We start from the raw sequence: 18838 nt of genomic DNA on the forward strand, positions 1-18838 counted from the left end.
ATGACTAATTATGTGATTTTAAAGTAGTTCACAACAGGGAAATTGAAAAATTAGCGTTTGAAAGCTAAAAAAACTGTCGGGGTAATAAGAGCATCCAAGGGTTGATCCCATTTTTCCCGTTTTAAGGGCTGGCTAAGCAATTGAAAGTCATGCGCCAGTCCCAGACGGAATGGATGCCTAGGGGCTGAAGCTAGAGTTCGATCATAAAAACCGCCACCCATCCCGATTCGTGTCCCTGAATGATCACAGGCCAGCAGCGGCATGATCAATAAATCCAGCTTAGAAACATGAGTACCACGTGTCGTCATGGGCTCCCGCATTCCCAGCCGATGATAGGCAAAGCGCTTGTTGCGATATTGATGCTGGCTGATTCGGATCCAGACCAGCTGTTGATTCATGTCGCAAATCGCAGGCAGATAGACCTGTTTGCCCAGTTTAAAGCAGCGTTCAATAATGGTGTGGGTATGAATCTCACCAAAAGCATGCAGATAAATGCCGATGTGCTTGGCATGAATAAATTGCGGGCTACGTATAAGGCGATTTAAAACTTTTTGTGAAGCTTGCCTTTGCTCAAATTTAGAAAGATGACGACGTGTTTTACGCAGGTATCTTCTTAATTCTTGAATGGTCATAGGGCAAAAGCAGATCTGACAAAAGTGTGCTCTAGTCTAAGTGGGAATTCGGGAAAAGTAAAAAATAATTGTGATCTTGATTCTCATATGACGAGGTAGCAACTTGGTTAAGTTCAGCAAATTTCATAATGAATCTCATCTCTAAAAACTTGATTAAAATTGGTCAATTAAAGGCATTGAATTATTGGCTGCTTAAAATGTCATAATTTTTTTATTTTCTGTGAAGCATGCGTTTTTAAGTCATCATTTTGATGATCATGAAACAGATTTTGATTAATAAAGGTACAAATCTAAAATCGATTTTTTGTGTTTTTGAGTGAATTATAGATAAGGGATCAGATCTCTGATTAACCCAATAGATCTAACACATTGTGCCTAGGCAGAGCGCGTAAGACCTAAATCAATGGAGATTGAACATGATGAATATTGCGAAGAACACCATCTGCCTCTGGTATGATAATGACGCTGAAGCTGCTGCACGATTTTATGCCGAGACATTTCCTGACTCCTCAATTGGCGCGATCAACCTTGCACCCGGAGACTATCCTTCTGGAAAAAGAAGGCGATGTCATCACCGTTAATTTTAGGGTGCTGGGTATTAGCTGCATTGGACTAAATGGTGGCCCGGCATTCCAGCATAACGAAGCATTCTCATTTCAGGTGGCAACTGAAGATCAGGAAGAAACCGACCGATACTGGAATGCAATTGTTGGCAATGGCGGTCAGGAAAGCGAGTGTGGCTGGTGTAAAGACAAGTGGGGCATTTCCTGGCAGATTACGCCAATTGTGCTTATTCAGGCAGTGACCAGTTCTGACCGTGCCGCCGCCAAACGCGCCTTTGATGCAATGATGACCATGAAGAAAATTGACATCTCCGCGATTGAAGCGGCATTTCGTGGTTGAGAGCCACGGATCTTATCTTTCATTCCAGTGGATCTGGCTGTGTAGCACAATCTTACCCAGCTGTTTGGAGGACTTCCCTTAATTGTTTTTTGAAGTATTTCAGACGAATATCCGACTCTCTTATTCATAGATTCTCTAGGTTTAGGATCATTCAGGTCTGATTTGCACGTAGAAGCTCATCAAAAGATGGGCTTTTCTTTTGAACAGTATCTGAAACCTTAAAACAGAGCTTTGCTTGGATGAACTACAACAATCCCTGAATCGAATGGCTGATCAGAATTCTTTTAGCTCTTGTGCATCATGCTGCTACGACAAAAAAACAAATCTACTTCAAAATTGATAACCAATTCATAACCAGAAAAAACATCAAGCCGCTAGTAGCATCTCCAATTGTTTTTTAAAGTAAGTCGATGACGATAAAAAATAACAAGAGATAAAAATGCCTATTCAGCCGGTTCACTTTTTTTTGCCTGGTGCAGGCTTGGCACTTCTGCTGGCGATGACGGCTTGTACTATGCCATCCAAGTCGCCAATTGCTGACAGTTATGGTTCCCAGCCACAGTTACCCAAACCAAAATCCAGCTTGCTGCCTACAGTCAATATTGCACCTGCCAAAGGTTGGCCTGAGGGTAAAATGCCCACTCCCGCTACAGGTTTAAAAGTTCAGGCATTTGCCAAAGGGTTGCAGCATCCGCGCTGGATCTATGTATTGCCAAATGGTGATGTGCTGGTGGCCGAAACCGATGCACCACCTAAGCCTGATGATAGCAAAGGAATTAAAGGCAAAATCATGAAATGGGTAATGCAGCGAGCCGGCTCATCGCATCCGAGTGCTAACCGCATTAGTCTGCTTCGTGACAATAATGGTGATGGAGTCGCTGAACAAAAAACTGTATTTTTACAGAATCTCAACTCTCCATTTGGCATGGTACTGGTCGGCAATATGTTGTATGTGGCCAATACTGATGCCCTGATGCGCTTTCCTTATCAAGCAGGTGCTACTCAAATTACTGCAACCGGCACCAAAGTACTGGATTTACCGGCGGGTCGTTTAAACCATCACTGGACCAAAAATGTCATTGCCGATCCTACGGGCAGCAAACTCTATATTACGGTAGGTTCCAACAGTAACGTAGCTGAAAATGGCTTGGATCAAGAAGAAGGCCGGGCACTGATCATGGAATTTGACCTGGCTAATGCTCAAGCACGACCTTTTGCGACCGGACTTCGTAATCCGAATGGTATGGACTGGCAACCACAGAGTGGCAAACTCTGGACGGTAGTCAATGAGCGTGATGAGCTCGGCAATGATCTGGTTCCAGATTATCTCACCTCGGTTAAAGACGGTGCTTTTTATGGCTGGCCCTATAGTTATTATGGCCAACATGTAGATACACGGGTCAAGCCGCAAAACCCTGCACGGGTGGCACGGGCAATTCCACCAGACTATGCTTTGGGTAATCATACAGCATCATTGGGCTTAAGTTTTTATACAGCAGATCTAATGCCTCATTATCGAAATGGTGCACTAATTGGCCAGCATGGCTCATGGAACCGCAAACCGCATAGTGGCTATAAAGTGATTTTTGTTCCCTTTCAAAATGGCCAGCCTTTCGGTCAGCCTCAAGATGTCTTAACCGGATTTTTAAGCGAGCAGGGCAAAGCATTTGGGCGCCCTGTTGGTGTAACCGTAGATTCTGCAGGCGCTATTTTAGTGGCTGATGATGTCGGTGACGTGATTTGGCGGGTATCACCCTTGAATACGGCTGCCAAGTAGCAATCAGTTTTCACCTAAACAGCCCAAAGATGAGGGGTTTCAGTCGAGTGAAAGCTGCTGGGCAGCGCGAGTGAAAGCAAGGTCTTTTTCATAAAAACGTCAAGACGATAACTGAAAATATAAGTTCGCCAAGCTGATTTAAAATAATTTTTAAGCTGCATTTAAGCTAACTGAATTAGGCTTTTGAGATGTTTTTTAGAATGATACAGCATGCATATTTTTTTTGATAACACTAAAAAGAGCGAACACAGAGTCCAGTAAAAACTGGATATTAAAATTGCAAACACGAACACAAGAGGGTATTTAAAATGAAGTTGATGATTGCCTTTATTTTCCCCTGGTCCTTATTTATGACCATTCACAAACCGGTTGAAGCAACAATATGTCTCATGCTGCAGATTTCAATTTTAGGCTGGATTCCTGCCGCAATCTGGGCCATGTTTATTTTAGATCGAGATCAAATAACTTGAAAATTCAATGTGTATTTAAAAAGAAAGTTAAAGCGATTTTCTTGTTAAGCATTTTATAGGCCTACCAGATAATGGCATGAATAAAATGAACTTTGAAAAATGACCGAGATAAATACTGAAATATAGAGCTGAGAGAAAATTTAGAAAGGATTTTAAGAGAATTATAAGTATATTTTAAGCAAAAAACTAAAGTACTCCGAAGATGCCGCTGCATGTCGTTACCCTGAACCCGATGAGTTCAAGGTGGACGCGACGCATACTTGCTGGGTTTCCTGCACGAAGGCAGGCATACACTCTAAATATGCAGAACGCATCCGGAGATATAAGTATCGGCAGGGATATAGACCCGCTGGCGAACACCTCAGAGATAAGTTAATTATAAACGATAATGTCGGTGTGGCAACTCTATGCTGTTCATGAACTGTAAACAGTTCAGCCAAATGGCTGAAGTTTAAACAGAATATGAGATTATTCTGTTAGTTCCTCAACTTCTTCTAAAATGGTTTGTAACAAACGCTCGCAATGCGCATATTGTTGAAGTGATCTGTTCATGTTCAAGACTTCCTGCATCAGCTCAAGTGCCACCATGATAATCAGCTTGCTGGGTTCCATGCGTGGTGCTTTACGACGAAATTCATCGTATTTATCATTCAATAACTGTGCCGCGCGCTCTAATTCTTCCTGCTTGTCAGGAGTAGAGGCCAAACGGAAACTATGCCCCAATACTCTGAGATCAATTGCAATTTGTTCACTCATGATGAGGCTTCCTCAGTTACTTCAGTCGGATGGGCCAGTTGTTGGATTTCTTGTGCATGATGATCCTGCGCAGTGCCGAGAATTGCCAGACGTTGAATAATCGCCTCAACTTTGGCTTTGGCATTTTCATTTTTCTGGGTTAAACGCTCAGATTCCTGATTGAGGCGCTGAATTTCCTGTTGGGCTTGACGCTGTTCGATTAGCATCTTTTCCTTCAAAACCCGCAGTTCATTTCGTTCAGCCAGAATTTCCTGAAAACGGTTTTTCAGATCGGTACAGCTTTTTTCCAGACGGCCATAACGGTCTGCCAGTGCAGTTGCATCATTATTGAGCAGTTGAAACTGGGCACGAGAATCTGTCAGCTGTTCGGTCAGGTGTTCATTTTCTTGTTGTTTTTGCGCAATCACGCTGTTCTTTTGTTCAATTTGCTGTTGATGTTGCACCATGGAAGAGTCTTGCTCTTCGCGCAAACTGGAATTCTCACTTTCAAGCCGTGCGAGTCGCGTTTTTAACACGCCAATCTGCACTTGTAGACGCTGTAATTCTTCTAACATATCGAGGTCGCACAGTGTTGCAAACAGAGGTAATATATAAGCAGTATAGAGATTGGATAAACGAATGCAAGACGATATTTCAGGTTGGACCGAATGGCACCGCAATTTTTCTTCAATTGAGGAAATTTCTAGCCCGAGTGAACTGCATGGTTTGCTGACCGGGATTGTTTGTGTCACCCAGGCACCGAGCAGTGAAGAATGGTTACAGATTTTAGAAACACTGGATGTGCCTGAACTGGATGCCGAAGCATTAGAACTGTTGACTGGCGAAGCTGAAGATGTTTTCCATGCATTGTCTGAAGATGAACTGGATTATTTACCTTTGCTTCCAGATGATGAGCATGTGCTCTCAGAACGTGTGCAGGCATTGGCGGACTGGTGCGCAGGCGTGGTGTTAGGTTTTGGTCTGGCTTCTGGTCATATTCGTCAGGACGAAGTAGAACTGATTGAACATTTACAAGATGTTGCAGCGGTTGAATTTGAAGACTCAGACGATGATGCCGAAGGTGAAGAAAGCTATCAGGAATTGTATGAATTTGTGCGCCTGATTCCAGTGAGCCTGTCTTTGGGACGTAAAAAAGTAGAGGTTGAGGAAACGCCACTCTTGCAGCAATTGACACAAAAAGTGCAGCCTCAGGTTTCTGCTACAGAGGCGCAAAGCGTGGTCGAAATTTTCTCGCCTAAACGTCCAAGCTAACTAAATAGTTAGCTATGTCATCACACTGCTTGAAATCAGGCATATATTTTGCTGTTTCATTAGAATATATGTTCTGTTTTCAAGAGAATATTTCAATAAAAGCATGAATTGACAAGAAGTAAGGTGTAATGAAGAAATTAACACAAGCTGATTTTCAGGAACGTCGCAGTATTCTCGCAGGGGAAATTGGTTTACGCAGTATTGCGATTATCGCGACCAGTCCGGTGGCGATGCGTAACCGTGATGCAGATTATAAATACCGTGCAGACAGTAGTTTCTTCTATTTAACTGGATTTTCAGAACCTGAAGCTGTGGCTGTGATTGAAACCTTTGACACTGAAGAAGAAGGCTATAGCTATAGTTTATTCTGCCGGGAACGTAACCGGGAAATGGAAATCTGGAATGGCTATCGTGCAGGGATTGATGGGGCGATGCAGGATTATGATGCAGATGAAGCCTATCCGATTGATCTGCTAGATGAAGGAATTCTGGAAAAATTACAAAATAAAGACCAGTTATTTTATCGCATTGGCCACAACGCGGATTTTGATGCACGTGTAGCGAAATGGATTGCGACTGCAAGTGGTGAAAGCCGGCGTGGTACGTCTGCACCTGCTCAAGTGATTCAACTGGATCGTATTATTGACGAAATGCGTCTGCATAAAGATGACAATGAAATTGAACTGATGCAAATTGCTTCAGATATTTCGGCAGATGCACATACTCAAGCGATGCGAGCAGTACGTCCGGGCATGATGGAATATGCACTCGAAGCCGAGCTGAATTATATTTTCGGCAAGAATGGCGGTGTTCCGGCCTATAACAGTATTGTCGGTGGCGGTGAAAATGCCTGCATCCTGCACTACGTAGAAAATGATAAAGCGCTGAAAGATGGTGATTTGGTGTTGATTGATGCCGCGGCTGAATATCAGCTTTATGCTTCAGATATTACCCGTACCTTTCCAGTGAATGGTAAATTCAGTCCGGAACAGAAAGCCTTGTATAACGTGGTACTGGATGCCCAAATCGCTGCGATCAATGCCGTGCAAATTGGCAACTCCTATAAAGAACCGCACAATGTTGCTGTGCGCATCCTGGTGCAAGGTCTGCTTGATCTTGGCTTGATGCAAGGTGATATCGACGACATTATAGAAAAAGAAGCTTTCCGCCAGTTCTACATGCATGGCACGGGTCACTGGCTTGGTATGGATGTGCATGATGTTGGCGCGTATAAGGTCGATGGTGAATGGCGTCCGTATGAAGAAGGCATGGTGGTCACCGTTGAGCCGGGTGTATATATTGCACCTGATGATGAAACTGTGGATGCAAAATGGCGTGGCATTGGCATCCGGATTGAAGATGATGTCGTGGCCACTGCAAATGGCCCGTTGGTGTTAACCGCGAAAGTCGTGAAAACGGTAGAAGACATTGAAGCATTAATGGCGAAAGCACAGGCTGCTTAATTTTAGAGACATGAAAAGCCGATCCTTAGATCGGCTTTTTTTATGACTGCTCTAATAGATTTGAAGCCAGATCTTTTGAGAGATTGCGCAACGATAGTAAAAAAGATTTCAATTACATTTATCACGAACAAGTCAAATAAAACTCACCCAGTTAAAATTTGCAGCTTAAAAATTGACAGGAATTCAACACAGAAAATCGGTTTTTAGCATCAAAGCTACATATTAAATGCGCTTTGCTTCTCATACTTTCTCTGATCCTTAAATAAACTTAAAGAACAGCAGGAGAAGACTTATTAGACTAAATACGATTGACTGGATTGCTTACGCTTTAACAATTATTGGTGGCATCAATTGGGGTTTAATTGGTGCATTCGACTTTAATTTGGTTGCTGCAATCTTTGGTGATATGACTGCGCTTTCTCGAATTGTTTATGTACTGGTTGGTTTGTCGGCATTGTACCTGATCTATACCGGTACGAAATTAGGAAAAACAGTGCATCACACTGAGCCGCATAGCCGAGTGGTGCGTTAATACGCCAACGATTAATCTATATGACTTACATCCCTACAAGGTTGATTTTAAATAATTAAAATTCGGCTTGAGTGGATGGAATAGTTATCAATAAAACGGAGCTGAGGCTCCGTTTTTATTATGGTGATTTGAGCTAGATGACTGGCTGACAGAGACGGCATTTTGGGTGTTTGGATAGCCATAAAATAGCGGAGTTATGAGGAAAAAACGTCCATAAACAAATGATTTTTTTACCTCCAAGCTGTAGATCTTAGTTCTCCTTAAAAGCTAAGCGACGATTTAAAAAAATAAATGTTGTGCCAATTTTAGTCATACAAAACTATAAATTTAGCTGAAAGTTACAGTTCTTATCTAAAATTTAAGTCTGCATTATTTACTATCATTCTGATTCATTGCATGATCTGAATGAGTCGAAAAATTAATCTTTAAAACTACAAAAGCATATATCTGAATATCTTTGATTCTGAGTAAATAGCCCATGCTCTTAAACGCTCTACCGGTATTTAATCGAAATGTCGCGACTTTAATTGGTCTTTCTGCGGTCATCTTCTGGAGTACGAATGTTGGCTTAATTCGTAGTGTCAGTGAGAGTTTTGGAGCGGTCGCAGGTGCTGCCCTGATTTACAGTGTGGCATCCATTATTTTATTTTTTACCATCGGTCTACCCAAGCTTTCTACTATTCCAAAGCCTTATTTATGGTGGGGAAGTCTTTTATTTGTTGCTTATGAATTATGTTTTGCCCTTTCTATTGGTTATGCTCAAAATAGTCGGCAAGCCATTGAAGTAGGGATGATTAATTATCTATGGCCGACTTTTACCTTATTATTTGCAATCATTTTTAACAACGTTAAAGCCAATCTCTTAATTCTTCCTGGTTGCCTATTGGCCTTGGTTGGAATTTGTTGGGTTTTAGGCGGAGATACCGGCTTTGATCTCTTACAAATATGGAGCAATTTGAAAGCTAATCCTCTTAGTTATGGTTTAGCTTTTGCTGCAGCGGTTTTGTGGGCTGCATATTGTTCCGTGACCGTAAAAACTTCTCAAGGTAAAAACTTGGTCACGATATTCTTTGCCCTTGCTGCGGTTGTGCTCTGGATCAAATATTTCCTGATGAATGGAGCAGCGCTTAATTTTACTTATGATAATACCGTCACTTTGATTATGGCAGCCGGAGCTTTAGGTTTGGGATATGGTGCCTGGAATATTGGAATTATTTCTGGAAACATGACATTAATGGCGGGTGCTTCCTATTTTACTCCGGTGTTATCTGCTTTATTTGCAGCATTATTGCTGAGTACGTCTTTGTCTTTTGGTTTTTGGCAGGGTGTGGCAATGGTTACGGCTGGAGCAATTCTGTGCTGGTTGGCCACCCGGAAACAATAAACATCAGAGGCGAGACACGCTATTTCATTATAAAAAAGAATTTTTTTGAGCTAATATAAAATCCATCATGATTATAAGTATCTATTGACTTAGATACGACATTGAAAGGATTACAGCATGCAACAAGAAGTCATCATTGTCGGTGGTGGTATGGTGGGCTTAAGCCTCGCACTGATGTTGGCGAAAACCAATATTGCAGTCAAACTTTTGGAAGCCATCAAATATCCAGATTATGATGATGAACATCTTGCCCCGTATCATTCCAGTTTTGATGCGCGTAACAGTGCCTTGTCGCGCCGTAGTGTACAGATCTATCAGGAACTCGGCCTTTGGGATGCACTACAGCAACATGCCACACCAATTCTGGAAGTCAATATTACCGAACAAGGCAGCTTTGGTAAGGCATGCCTAAAAGCAGAACAGGAAAAAGTCGAAAGTTTCGGTCAGGTGATTGAAAATGCCTGGCTCGGCCGTGTGCTGCTGACCCAAGTGAAACAACAGCCGCTGATTGAACTGATTGATGGTGTACAAGTCACATCGCTGACCCAAGATGCCGATTGTGCTTATATTCAGGCGCAGCGTGGTGAATCTGAGCTGACTTTACAATCTAAACTGGTCATTGCCGCAGACGGTCGTGATTCTTTCTGCCGTAAAGCATTGGGCATTGGTACTTCAGAACACGATTATAATCAGGTCGCGATTGTGACCACAGTACAAACCTCGAAGCCCCATGGTCATGTCGGTTTTGAGCGTTTCAGTCATTTAGGCCCTTTGGCGTTATTGCCATTGCCGGGTGAATATCGCCGTTCCGTTGTCTGGCCGGTAAAAAAAGGCACAGAAGGTGAATGGTTGGGCGATGAAAATGATCAGCATTTTCTTGATGCCTTGCAGGACACTTATGGTGATCGTGCCGGAAAATTCCAGAAAACCGGTCGCCGTTTTAGCTTCCCACTCTCTCAAGTCCTGGCAGAAAAACAGGCCGTTGGCCGTGTGGTATTGATGGGCAATGCTGCCCATACCATCCATCCTGTCGCCGGACAGGGCTTTAACCTGTGTATGCGCGATGCTTATGTGCTTAATCGCTATTTGGCAGAGCAGCTTGAGCAGGGTGCTGATTTAGGCAATGCAGCCATGCTACAGGACTACGAAAAATCACGCCTGAAAGATCAGCAGCGGGTCATTAAATTCTGTGATTCAGTGGTACGCGGTTTTAGTAACCAGAATCCATTCCTCAAACTGATGCGTAACACAGGCTTAATCTGCTTTGAAAATATTCCAGGCATTAAACCTTTGGTTGCAAATTATGCCATGGGATTAAAAGCATGAGCTTAAATCAAAATAACGAAATCTTGGATGTGGTCATTATTGGCGGTGGACTGGTCGGTGGACTGACTGCACTTCTGCTGGCGCAAGGTGGTGTGCAGCCTACAGTTTTAGACGCTGCCCCAATTTTAGATGCAGATAAGGCATTAGGTGTGGCGAATCCACGTGTTTTGGCGCTGAGTCAGGCAACCATTCACCTATTAAAAATAGTCGGTGTATGGGAAAAACTGGCACGTCAGCAGCCTTATACCGGTATGCAGGTCTGGAATAAAAATGGCTATGGTGACATTAATTTCGGCCAGCCTTCAGAAAAAACACCCTCAGTAGAACAAGCCTTAGGTTCGATGGTGGAACCGAGTATCCTGAATCTGGCTATTCAGCAAAAGATGCTTGACGCTGTACAGGATTACCGTACCGAAGTTAAAGTCAGCCGGGTAGAACGTGGAGTCGGTGTCTGGATCATTCATCTGGCCGATGGCACACAGCTTAAAACCAAGCTGGTGATTGGTGCAGATGGTGCCAACTCCTTTGTCCGTGAGCAAGCTTTCATCGATATTGATGTACTGGACTATAAACAGGCCGGGATCAGCTGTGCGATTCAAACTGTACAGCCCCATCAGCATATGGCGCGCCAGATTTTTCTGGAAACTGGCCCTCTGGCTTTTTTACCGATGGCCAGCTTAAAAAAAGAAGAGCAGGGACATTGGCAATCCATCGTCTGGACTTTGCCGGATGATTATGCTGAAGAATATGCAGGGTTGTCAGATGCTGACTTTACACAGCTATTGACCCGTGAAAGTCATCATATGCTCGGTGAGGTCGTACAAGCGACACCACGTGCGACTTTTCCATTAAAAGCACGTGCCGCCCAACACTATGTTCAAGATGGTCTGGCTTTGATTGGTGATGCTGCCCATGTGATTCATCCGCTGGCAGGTCAAGGGGTGAATATTGGCTGTCTGGATGCTGCCGTGCTCTGTGATGTATTGCTGCATGATCAGTCACGTGGTGTTTGGGCACATGAGCAAAGCCTGAAGCGTTATGAGCACCGCCGTAAAGGACAAAACGATGCCATGATGCACAGCATGTCTGCGATTGGCTGGATGGAAACGACTTCATTTTTCCCGATGGTTTGGGTACGTAATTTCGGTCTGAAACAGGTAGAAAATCAGCCAATGTTAAAAGATGTATTTATGGCACAGGCCAATGGTCTGAGTTTACTTAAAGACACACGCTATGCAGCTTAACGTTGAAATGTAAATTTTTTAAACAAACATCCATAAAGAGTAACGATTTTGTTTAAAAAAAATACGATTTTTTAATATTTGGTACTAGGCGAATGCCACATAGATTGCTAAATTTCACTTAATTCGACACCTGGCTTTAAATACAAAGCGAGCGCTCATTTTGGGGGAGATGCAAATGACAGACATGAATGATTATGATGACGACGTTGAAGATTCAATCGTTGACGATGATGAAGCAAAAGCAGCTGAAAAAGGCGCAACAGAGAGTACAGAGGTCGTCAATGATACCGATCTTGCAGAAGCTGAAACTTTGACCGTGACTGCAAAGTTAAAGAAGCGTCAGGCACTTGAAGACGAAATTGCGGCTTTTCTCGCAAGTGGCGGCCGTATCGTTGAAGTACCGGCAGATGAGTCAGCAGCTAAAGAATAAGTCATTCCTTGACTTGGCTTTATAAAAAAACACCACATCAGTTGTGGTGTTTTTTTTGCAAAAATAAAAGTGATAGATAGCTAGAATATTAATCGTTGGCTGATGTCAGTTCTAAAGCACGTTGATAAGCCACTTTCTTTTTGATACCGCTTAAATCTGCTGCCAGTTGTGAAGCTGCTTTGACTGACAGATCCTGTAATAAGCGATTCAATAATTTATCCAGCTTTTCCTGATCCAGATCTTTTTCTTCGGTTGCTCCGCCAATCACCAGAACAATTTCACCTTTTTGCTGATTATGATCATTAGCAATGAATTCGACCAGTTCACCTAAAGTCATTTTCTTGATGGTTTCAAAAGTCTTGGTAATTTCACGCGCGAAGCCAACAGGACGGTCTGCTCCAAATATGCTCGCCATATCTTTAACGCATTCCAGAATCCGGTGCGGTGCTTCATAGAAAATCAGGGTCTGGGTTTCATCTTTGAGTTTTTCCAGATTCAGCAGGCGCTGACTTTGTCTGGATGGCAGAAAGCCTTCAAAACTGAAACGGTCACTTGGCAAGCCGACCGCACTTAAGGCCGCAATCGCAGCACAAGCACCGGGCACAGGAATAACACGGATATTATGCGCTTGAGCAGCCCGAACAAATTTAAAACCAGGATCGCTAATCAGGGGCGTGCCAGCATCACTGATCAGGGCCATATCTTCGCCGTTCAGTAGACGCTGGATCAGCTGCTCAATTTTGTTGCTTTCATTATGTTCATGACATGCAGTCAAAGGTGTTTGAATATTAAAGTGTTTAAGCAACTGTGCCGAAGTTCGTGTATCCTCAGCAGCAATCAGACTCACCGACTTCAACACCTGAATTGCACGATAACTAATATCATCTAAGTGCCCGATTGGAGTCGCAACAACAAATAACTGAGCACTCATAGGTTTCTCCATGTGGAATAAATTGAATAATAAAAAATGGAAGATTAACAATAAAATATTAGGCTTGTGTTTAGTCAGCTGCATCAGCAGCGTTCAAGCAGAAGTGTTGATCATTCTACCCGAATCCGGGCCTTTGGCGCGAGCTGCATCGAGTATCAAACAGGGTTTTCTCAGTGCCTATACCGCTTCAGGACACAAGATTCCGCTGAAATGGGTCAATGCCAATCAGAAAAACATCTCCCAGTTACTCAAACAGCATGTCAATAAAAAGACCAGAATGGTGGTGGGGCCGTTAGCACGTAGCGACGTGGAACAACTGCTGAACAGCAAACCCAAAGTACGTACCCTCAGCCTGAATGAAGTGGCTGATGTCTCTCCCAATGTCTGGCAGTTCAGTCTATCCAAGAAAGATGATGCCGCTGCCTTAAAAGCACTTTTATTCAAAGACGGGATTCGGCAACTGCTGATTTTACGCCAGCCGGGCAGTGAAGCGGAGCATGAACTGTTGTTGATGTCCTTGCTGAGCCAGAGTGATCTGAAATTTAAAATCGTAGATAAACCACCACGATTTTTAATGCCCAAGCAGGGATTATTGTTTCTGGGCAATGCAGAATGGATGGCTGTCATGCCTGAATTAAATCGTTCACGGATGTATACCGTAGCCAATGCCATGAGCGAACAGCACAAGCTGCCACAAGGGATCAAGTTTTGTGATGTTCCAGTGCTTTACTTAGCGGATTGGCCGGATGTGCTGCAAGCTTATGCCAAGGAACCGGTTAATCTGTCTTATCAGCGCCTGATTGCTTTTGGCGGCGATGCCTGGCACATCACCCAGCAGTATTTATCTCAGCCGCGGCTGCAAACGATTGAATTTCAGGGCAGAACCGGCCGGATTCAGATCACTGAACACGGTGTCCAGCGTACTCCGCAATGTTTTCAGTACAGTGGCACAGGTGTAAAGCTGCTCTAACAGGGAAAGAGAATAATGCGACAGCAATTAGGTACATGGGCAGAACAGCAAGCCGCCCAACTGATGCAGCAGCAGGGATTTCAGTTGCTTACAGCCAATTATCACAGCCGTTATGGTGAACTGGATCTGATTCTGGTACGTGAACAGGAGCTGATCTTTGTTGAAGTCAAAGCTCGTGCACACACCGGATATGCGCAAGCGATCGAGTCGGTGTCGAAAGCAAAACAGGGCAAGATGCTTAAGACGGCAATGTGCTTTATTCAGAAAAATCCACAATTTGCACACTATTACTATCGTTTTGACGTGATTTGTTTTGATTTTAAACAGCAATTTGCAAAAACCCTACAGCATGACTTTTCGCAATACCCTTATGATCTGGAATGGATTGAAAATGCTTTTACTTTTGATCAAGAGTTTATTAATCTGTGAATAAAATAAGGTCTAAAGATGCTTATATTTGCCTCAAGATCATTGTAAAGTTCAAGCAGAGTTGCCATGATCTGAGCTTAAAGACAGATTATTAGATTGAAAAAGACGTAATAAAATGAAGGAGTCTTGCTGAGTGGTTAAGCGTATTGCAATAACAATGCTGTGTGTCGCAAGTTTATCAGGTTGTGCCAGTTTTATTTCTAGCGGCACAGGTACGGCTCCTGTAGGAACTGAGAGTGGGGCGCGTACCTTGGGGCAGGTGTTTATTGATTCCTCGATTGTCCGTACTGCAAAAATTAATCTTTATAAACTAGATTCGCGCTTCAAACAGGCCCGGGTCAATATTGAAAGTTTTCATGGCAATGTCTTGCTGACCGGTCAGGTGCCCGATGCACATCTCAAGCAGCTGGCAGAAGACAATGTCAAATCCATGAGCGATGTCAAAGCGGTACATAATTTTATTACTGTAGGCAACCAGATCAGCTATAGCACCATCATGCAGGATACTGCGGTCACAGCTAATACCCGTGGCCTGATCATGAAAGCCACTGTGGTTGCGGACAGTAAAGTACATGTGCATACTGAAGATGGCGTGCTGTATGTGATGGGACGTTTGAACAGCGCAGAAATTGCTGACCTGAATCAGGTATTGCAGCAAGTGGGCAATGTCACCAAAATTGTGACCCTGATTGATAATGTTGAACAGTCTTCAAATCTGAGCAGTCAGAACTTTGCAGCACCTGCTTATGCACAGCCCGGTATCGAACAGACGCCGGTTGCGATAGATCCTGATACGGTTGAACCAACCGATGCTCCATAAGGTCGGTCATTTTAAAAACCAATTGTCGAATCAGATTCTGGAAGTCCAGCAACGCTATAAAGCATTTAGACTCTATGATTTTGGCAGTTATGCGTTGAATCGTTTAACGCCTAAACAGGGTTACACGATCGAAACTCAGCTGGCTTATGGTCTAAAATCACGGCAACGCTTTGATCTGTTCCGTAGCCAGCAGCCTTTGCCCCATCGCCCCCTGATTGTTTTTGTACATGGCGGCGCGTGGTTGCATGGGGATAAAAAGGATTATCAGTTCATTGGTGAGGCCTTTGCCAAAGAAGGCTATGATGTGGTGGTGATGAATTATCATCTGGCACCACAACATATTTTCCCAGCCTATATTCATGATCTGCATTTATTATTGAACCACTTGCAGCAGTCTGCCGGCCGGTTAGATATCTGTGCTGAAAACCTGGTTTTGATGGGACATTCGGCTGGGGCATTCAATGTCATGTCTGCACTGTATCATCCGCAATCTGCCAGCATTGACCACAGTCTAATCCGTGCGATTATTGGTCTGGCGGGGCCTTATCATTTTGATTATAAAAATGATCCGATTTGTGCTGATGCTTTTGATCAGACGGTGCCATATCAGCAGGTCATGCCTTATTATTTTGTTAAAAATAGCCCAACCCGACATTATCTGTTTATTGCCGAAAAGGACAACATCGTTGGCCATTTTAATAGTCAGGATCTAGATCGGGTATTGCGAGAAAAGGGCAATCATAGCCATTTGATTCATATTCCGAAACTTGGCCATATTACAATCGTAGGTTCATTATCTAGTTTGTTCAGTCGCTATTTCCAGACCAAAGCGCAGGTGCTTTGGGCACTCGAGGATGCATTTAGATCTCGAGACTGATAGCGGGATTTAACCCAGTAGTAAGGCATAAAAAAGAATCCAGGAGATTATCTCCCTTGGATTCTTTTTTTATTGGTTCAGCCAAACTTGAGCTCAATAAGAGCTAGAGCCAGGTCTTGGTATCGTCTGCGACAGCCGTACCTTGAGTCACATGCATAATCATGGCATGGGCAATACTGCCCTTGAACGGAATTTCAGGCAGCTGATCGAATTTAAAGAATCGCGCATCGCTAATTTCTTCTTGCTGTAATTCGATTTCACCCGCGGCATATTCAGCCTTGAAGGCAATCATCAGATTGCTTGGAAACGGCCAGGGCTGGCTAGCCAGATACTGAATATTCTTGAGCTCTAAACCGACTTCTTCCAGCGTTTCACGACGTACTGCCTCTTCCAGCGTTTCGCCAACTTCAACAAAACCGGCAATCAGGCCATACATCTGGCTTTTGGTATTACGCGCGTTTTTGGCCAGCAAAATTTCGTCTTCACCCCGGGTAATGACAGTAATGACACAAGGCTGAACCCGTGGATACTGACGATAATTGCAGGATGGACAGAGCATCGCATGTTCAAGCGGATGTGCTTCGGTGGCCGTACCGCAATGACTACAAAATTTGTGATTCCGGCGCCATTCTAAAAGCTGTACCGCACGGCTGGCCTGTTCGAATTGCTGGGTATTCCAGAACTGTAATAACTGGCGGATGGGTACCAGTTGCAAGCCTGCAGGAATCGGCTCATCGGGAAGCAGGTCACGGGCAATCACTTGATCACCCGTGTGGAGTAACAAATCACTTGCGAGGGCTTCAACCTGTGGAAGCTGAAAATGTTGATCGACCAGCAGTTGCTGCTGCTGAAAAATATAAGCAAGTGATAATTTGGACATTAGGCAACTATTTTGAGTTTTTCACTACTGTCCAATGCTACCTTAAACATAGCCTGTAAAACAGGCTGTTTGTTCTTTAAGTTATCAATCATCATGTCAGCACTCGCCAGCGTATCCAGAGCACGATGAATCTCTTCCGGCGTTAATGCCATTGATAGATCAATACGGTTCTTGATGAATGCTGCAGTGGTGGTGAATGCAGTACGAACATGTTCTGCATTCAGGAACAGCATCGCCCCGCCAATTTCACAGAATTGTACTGGCACAGGTTCGAGTGCAGCCAAGTCCTGATCTTGCAGATAGTTGCTCAGAATCTGGCTGGAAAGCTCGATCAGGGCCTTGGTTTCAGTGAGTAAAGCAGCATGTGCTTCATCCAGGCGGTCCAGAGAAATATTCATGTTGTTGACACGCAGCTGCAAACGGCTCGAGGTGTGATGACGTTCCAGTACCCCAATCGAGTTCATGGCAGACAGAATCACATTCATCAACTGCTGGGCAAAACCCGGATCTTTCAGGATTTCAGTCTGGCTCAGTGAAGTAGCTTGACGGTTCAGGTCATGATAGGCTTCATTCAGGTTCAATACCTTGAAGATGTTGGCCAGATTATTGAGCTGTGCCTGCAATTCCTGAGTTTTTTCAGGACTCATGTTCTGATAGTTAAACTCGATGTCATTACGAATCTGCGCCATTTCTGTGGTCACCAGTTCGCTAATGGTATGCATGGTTTCAAAGTCTGGACCATACAGGTGGCGACTAAAGACCTGTAACTGCATATCGGTCAGCAGGTCTTCACCAATATTGAGCTGACTGCGGATATGTTGTGCAGTATCATCTTCCTGGCTAATACACAGACTCAGGACATTGGCCAGGTCTGCAAGTGAAGCCTTGAAGCTGTCCGGCGAGCCAAAATATTGTGCCATGTTGCGCTCGATACTCACCAGAGTGCGCAGACGTGGCTCATTAATCAGCAAGTGATCAATATTGCTGAATGCAACGAAAACCAGATTCCAGTACTGTTTGCTGGTGTGCGATTGAGCGAGCCCAGCCAGATAAGCCCCCACCAGTTTAATCGCCTGCAGATCCAGTTCACTTTCTTCCTGCTTGAGCAGCTTGTTCAGGGACAGCTTGTACAGGCGCTGAACATATTTGGATTTTTCCAGACCGGGTGCTTGTGGTAACTGAAAGTCAGGCGTGATCAGATCGAGCAGGGATTCAATATGCTGACCTTCACTGGTGAGCGGTTTACCCAGCGCAATTTCCAGACGGTTCAGGGTGTCGAGCAGGAACTGTGGAATTTTTACTTCACGCAGGCAGATAAATTCGATATAGCGTTTCAGCATGGTGGTGCCTTCACTCAGGGCAATGACGTCCTGCGTATTGACCTGTGCCGGGTTGCCCATAATCTTGCGCATCAGTTCTGCTGAATAATGAGCGACTTTTGCCAGGCTGGACATGTCGATGAGTGCCAGAACCTGGGCACATTGTTCGAACTGATTTAATGCATCATCAATGCCAAAAGGTAAAGTCTGATCTTCTACCAAGGTGCTTACTGCTGATTCGACTAACTTGATCGAGTTATCAACCTCATTTTTTATTATCAGTAAGGCTGTTGGATCAAAATGTATAGAGGTTTGGTAAGACATGGATCTGCACCTTTCCTGAAGTATTATCTATATATGAGCCCCGCTTAAAGCTGCGGAACCTCTTTGTATTTACTATAACTGAAGAACTGTAGTTTTTAACCTAAAGCATGCTCGGAAATG

At 43.9% G+C, this 18838-nt stretch carries 19 protein-coding genes, 1 other RNA gene and 1 pseudogene; 14 read left to right on the forward strand and 7 right to left on the reverse strand.

The genetic code is table 11. From position 1 onward, the window contains the following. Window positions 1-50: 50 nt before the first annotated feature. The gene (locus tag FTU90_RS05810) at window positions 51-632 is read right to left on the reverse strand and encodes a 5-formyltetrahydrofolate cyclo-ligase (RefSeq protein WP_180072036.1); all 582 of its coding nucleotides are present in this window, start codon (window positions 630-632) and stop codon (window positions 51-53) included. Between the two features lie 416 nt (window positions 633-1048). On the opposite strand from FTU90_RS05810, the pseudogene FTU90_RS05815 reads away from it, so the two are divergent. The 3 genes and pseudogenes from FTU90_RS05815 to FTU90_RS05825 all read left to right on the forward strand — a co-directional run bounded on the left by FTU90_RS05815 (window position 1049) and on the right by FTU90_RS05825 (window position 3782). Continuing rightward, a pseudogene (locus FTU90_RS05815) lies at window positions 1049-1535 on the forward strand (VOC family protein). 499 nt (window positions 1536-2034) lie between these two features. Beyond that, window positions 2035-3312 (forward strand): sorbosone dehydrogenase family protein, encoded by a 1278-nt coding sequence (locus FTU90_RS05820; RefSeq protein ID WP_257222387.1) that lies wholly within the window; start codon window positions 2035-2037, stop codon window positions 3310-3312. A gap of 308 nt (window positions 3313-3620) precedes the next feature. Further along, window positions 3621-3782, forward strand: coding sequence for a YqaE/Pmp3 family membrane protein (locus FTU90_RS05825; RefSeq protein WP_005096350.1), 162 nt, complete (start codon window positions 3621-3623; stop codon window positions 3780-3782). A gap of 190 nt (window positions 3783-3972) precedes the next feature. Here the strand turns inward: FTU90_RS05825 and ssrS are convergent. The 3 genes from ssrS to FTU90_RS05840 all read right to left on the reverse strand — a co-directional run bounded on the left by ssrS (window position 3973) and on the right by FTU90_RS05840 (window position 5092). Continuing rightward, a non-coding RNA gene (gene ssrS, locus FTU90_RS05830) (6S RNA) lies at window positions 3973-4153 on the reverse strand. A gap of 97 nt (window positions 4154-4250) precedes the next feature. Next, a complete protein-coding gene (locus FTU90_RS05835; protein ID WP_004279505.1) occupies window positions 4251-4538 on the reverse strand; it encodes a cell division protein ZapA in 288 nt (95 codons plus the stop codon). After that, window positions 4535-5092 carry a hypothetical protein gene (locus FTU90_RS05840; protein ID WP_005096351.1) on the reverse strand — a complete coding sequence of 186 codons (558 nt, stop codon included), beginning with the start codon at window positions 5090-5092 and terminating at the stop codon, window positions 4535-4537. The genes FTU90_RS05835 and FTU90_RS05840 overlap by 4 nt, the downstream gene beginning before the upstream one ends. A gap of 64 nt (window positions 5093-5156) precedes the next feature. Between FTU90_RS05840 and FTU90_RS05845 the strand changes: the two genes are divergently transcribed. The 7 genes from FTU90_RS05845 to FTU90_RS05875 all read left to right on the forward strand — a co-directional run bounded on the left by FTU90_RS05845 (window position 5157) and on the right by FTU90_RS05875 (window position 12168). Beyond that, window positions 5157-5789 (forward strand): UPF0149 family protein, encoded by a 633-nt coding sequence (locus FTU90_RS05845; protein ID WP_005096352.1) that lies wholly within the window; start codon window positions 5157-5159, stop codon window positions 5787-5789. A gap of 128 nt (window positions 5790-5917) precedes the next feature. Further along, entirely contained in the window at window positions 5918-7252 is a 1335-nt protein-coding gene (gene pepP / locus FTU90_RS05850) for a Xaa-Pro aminopeptidase (RefSeq protein WP_005096353.1), read from the forward strand. 292 nt (window positions 7253-7544) lie between these two features. Next, a complete protein-coding gene (locus FTU90_RS05855; RefSeq protein ID WP_005096354.1) occupies window positions 7545-7784 on the forward strand; it encodes a DUF378 domain-containing protein in 240 nt (79 codons plus the stop codon). A 478-nt stretch (window positions 7785-8262) separates the two neighbouring features. Beyond that, window positions 8263-9168 (forward strand): aromatic amino acid DMT transporter YddG, encoded by a 906-nt coding sequence (gene yddG, locus FTU90_RS05860; protein ID WP_074383056.1) that lies wholly within the window; start codon window positions 8263-8265, stop codon window positions 9166-9168. A 117-nt stretch (window positions 9169-9285) separates the two neighbouring features. Continuing rightward, the gene (gene ubiH / locus FTU90_RS05865; RefSeq protein ID WP_005096358.1) at window positions 9286-10494 is read left to right on the forward strand and encodes a 2-octaprenyl-6-methoxyphenyl hydroxylase; all 1209 of its coding nucleotides are present in this window, start codon (window positions 9286-9288) and stop codon (window positions 10492-10494) included. After that, complete coding sequence (locus tag FTU90_RS05870) at window positions 10491-11738, forward strand: FAD-dependent monooxygenase (protein ID WP_180072038.1); 1248 nt, start codon at window positions 10491-10493, stop codon at window positions 11736-11738. Before ubiH ends, FTU90_RS05870 begins: the two co-directional genes overlap by 4 nt. Window positions 11739-11913: 175 nt before the next feature. After that, window positions 11914-12168, forward strand: a complete 255-nt coding sequence (locus FTU90_RS05875) for a hypothetical protein (protein ID WP_180072039.1) — start codon at window positions 11914-11916, stop codon at window positions 12166-12168. An 88-nt stretch (window positions 12169-12256) separates the two neighbouring features. On the opposite strand, the gene rsmI is transcribed toward FTU90_RS05875, so the two are convergent. Further along, the gene (rsmI, locus tag FTU90_RS05880; protein WP_100355256.1) at window positions 12257-13099 is read right to left on the reverse strand and encodes a 16S rRNA (cytidine(1402)-2'-O)-methyltransferase; all 843 of its coding nucleotides are present in this window, start codon (window positions 13097-13099) and stop codon (window positions 12257-12259) included. A 10-nt stretch (window positions 13100-13109) separates the two neighbouring features. On the opposite strand from rsmI, the gene FTU90_RS05885 reads away from it, so the two are divergent. From FTU90_RS05885 to FTU90_RS05900, 4 genes are all read left to right on the forward strand, one after another. Then, entirely contained in the window at window positions 13110-14069 is a 960-nt protein-coding gene (locus FTU90_RS05885; protein WP_180072040.1) for a penicillin-binding protein activator, read from the forward strand. A gap of 15 nt (window positions 14070-14084) precedes the next feature. After that, window positions 14085-14498 (forward strand): YraN family protein, encoded by a 414-nt coding sequence (locus tag FTU90_RS05890; RefSeq protein WP_005096365.1) that lies wholly within the window; start codon window positions 14085-14087, stop codon window positions 14496-14498. Window positions 14499-14631: 133 nt separating this feature from the next. Then, a complete protein-coding gene (locus tag FTU90_RS05895) occupies window positions 14632-15318 on the forward strand; it encodes a BON domain-containing protein (RefSeq protein ID WP_005096366.1) in 687 nt (228 codons plus the stop codon). Beyond that, window positions 15308-16195, forward strand: a complete 888-nt coding sequence (locus FTU90_RS05900) for an alpha/beta hydrolase (protein ID WP_100328783.1) — start codon at window positions 15308-15310, stop codon at window positions 16193-16195. The genes FTU90_RS05895 and FTU90_RS05900 overlap by 11 nt, the downstream gene beginning before the upstream one ends. Before the next feature lie 103 nt (window positions 16196-16298). On the opposite strand, the gene nudC is transcribed toward FTU90_RS05900, so the two are convergent. Both nudC and FTU90_RS05910 read right to left on the reverse strand, forming a co-directional pair. Next, window positions 16299-17075, reverse strand: coding sequence for an NAD(+) diphosphatase (nudC, locus tag FTU90_RS05905; protein ID WP_005096369.1), 777 nt, complete (start codon window positions 17073-17075; stop codon window positions 16299-16301). Beyond that, entirely contained in the window at window positions 17075-18718 is a 1644-nt protein-coding gene (locus tag FTU90_RS05910; RefSeq protein ID WP_005096371.1) for a hypothetical protein, read from the reverse strand. The genes nudC and FTU90_RS05910 overlap by 1 nt, the downstream gene beginning before the upstream one ends. Window positions 18719-18838 lie beyond the last annotated feature (120 nt).

The organism is Acinetobacter sp. YH12200, from assembly GCF_013418175.1.
Classification (GTDB): domain Bacteria; phylum Pseudomonadota; class Gammaproteobacteria; order Pseudomonadales; family Moraxellaceae; genus Acinetobacter; species Acinetobacter pseudolwoffii.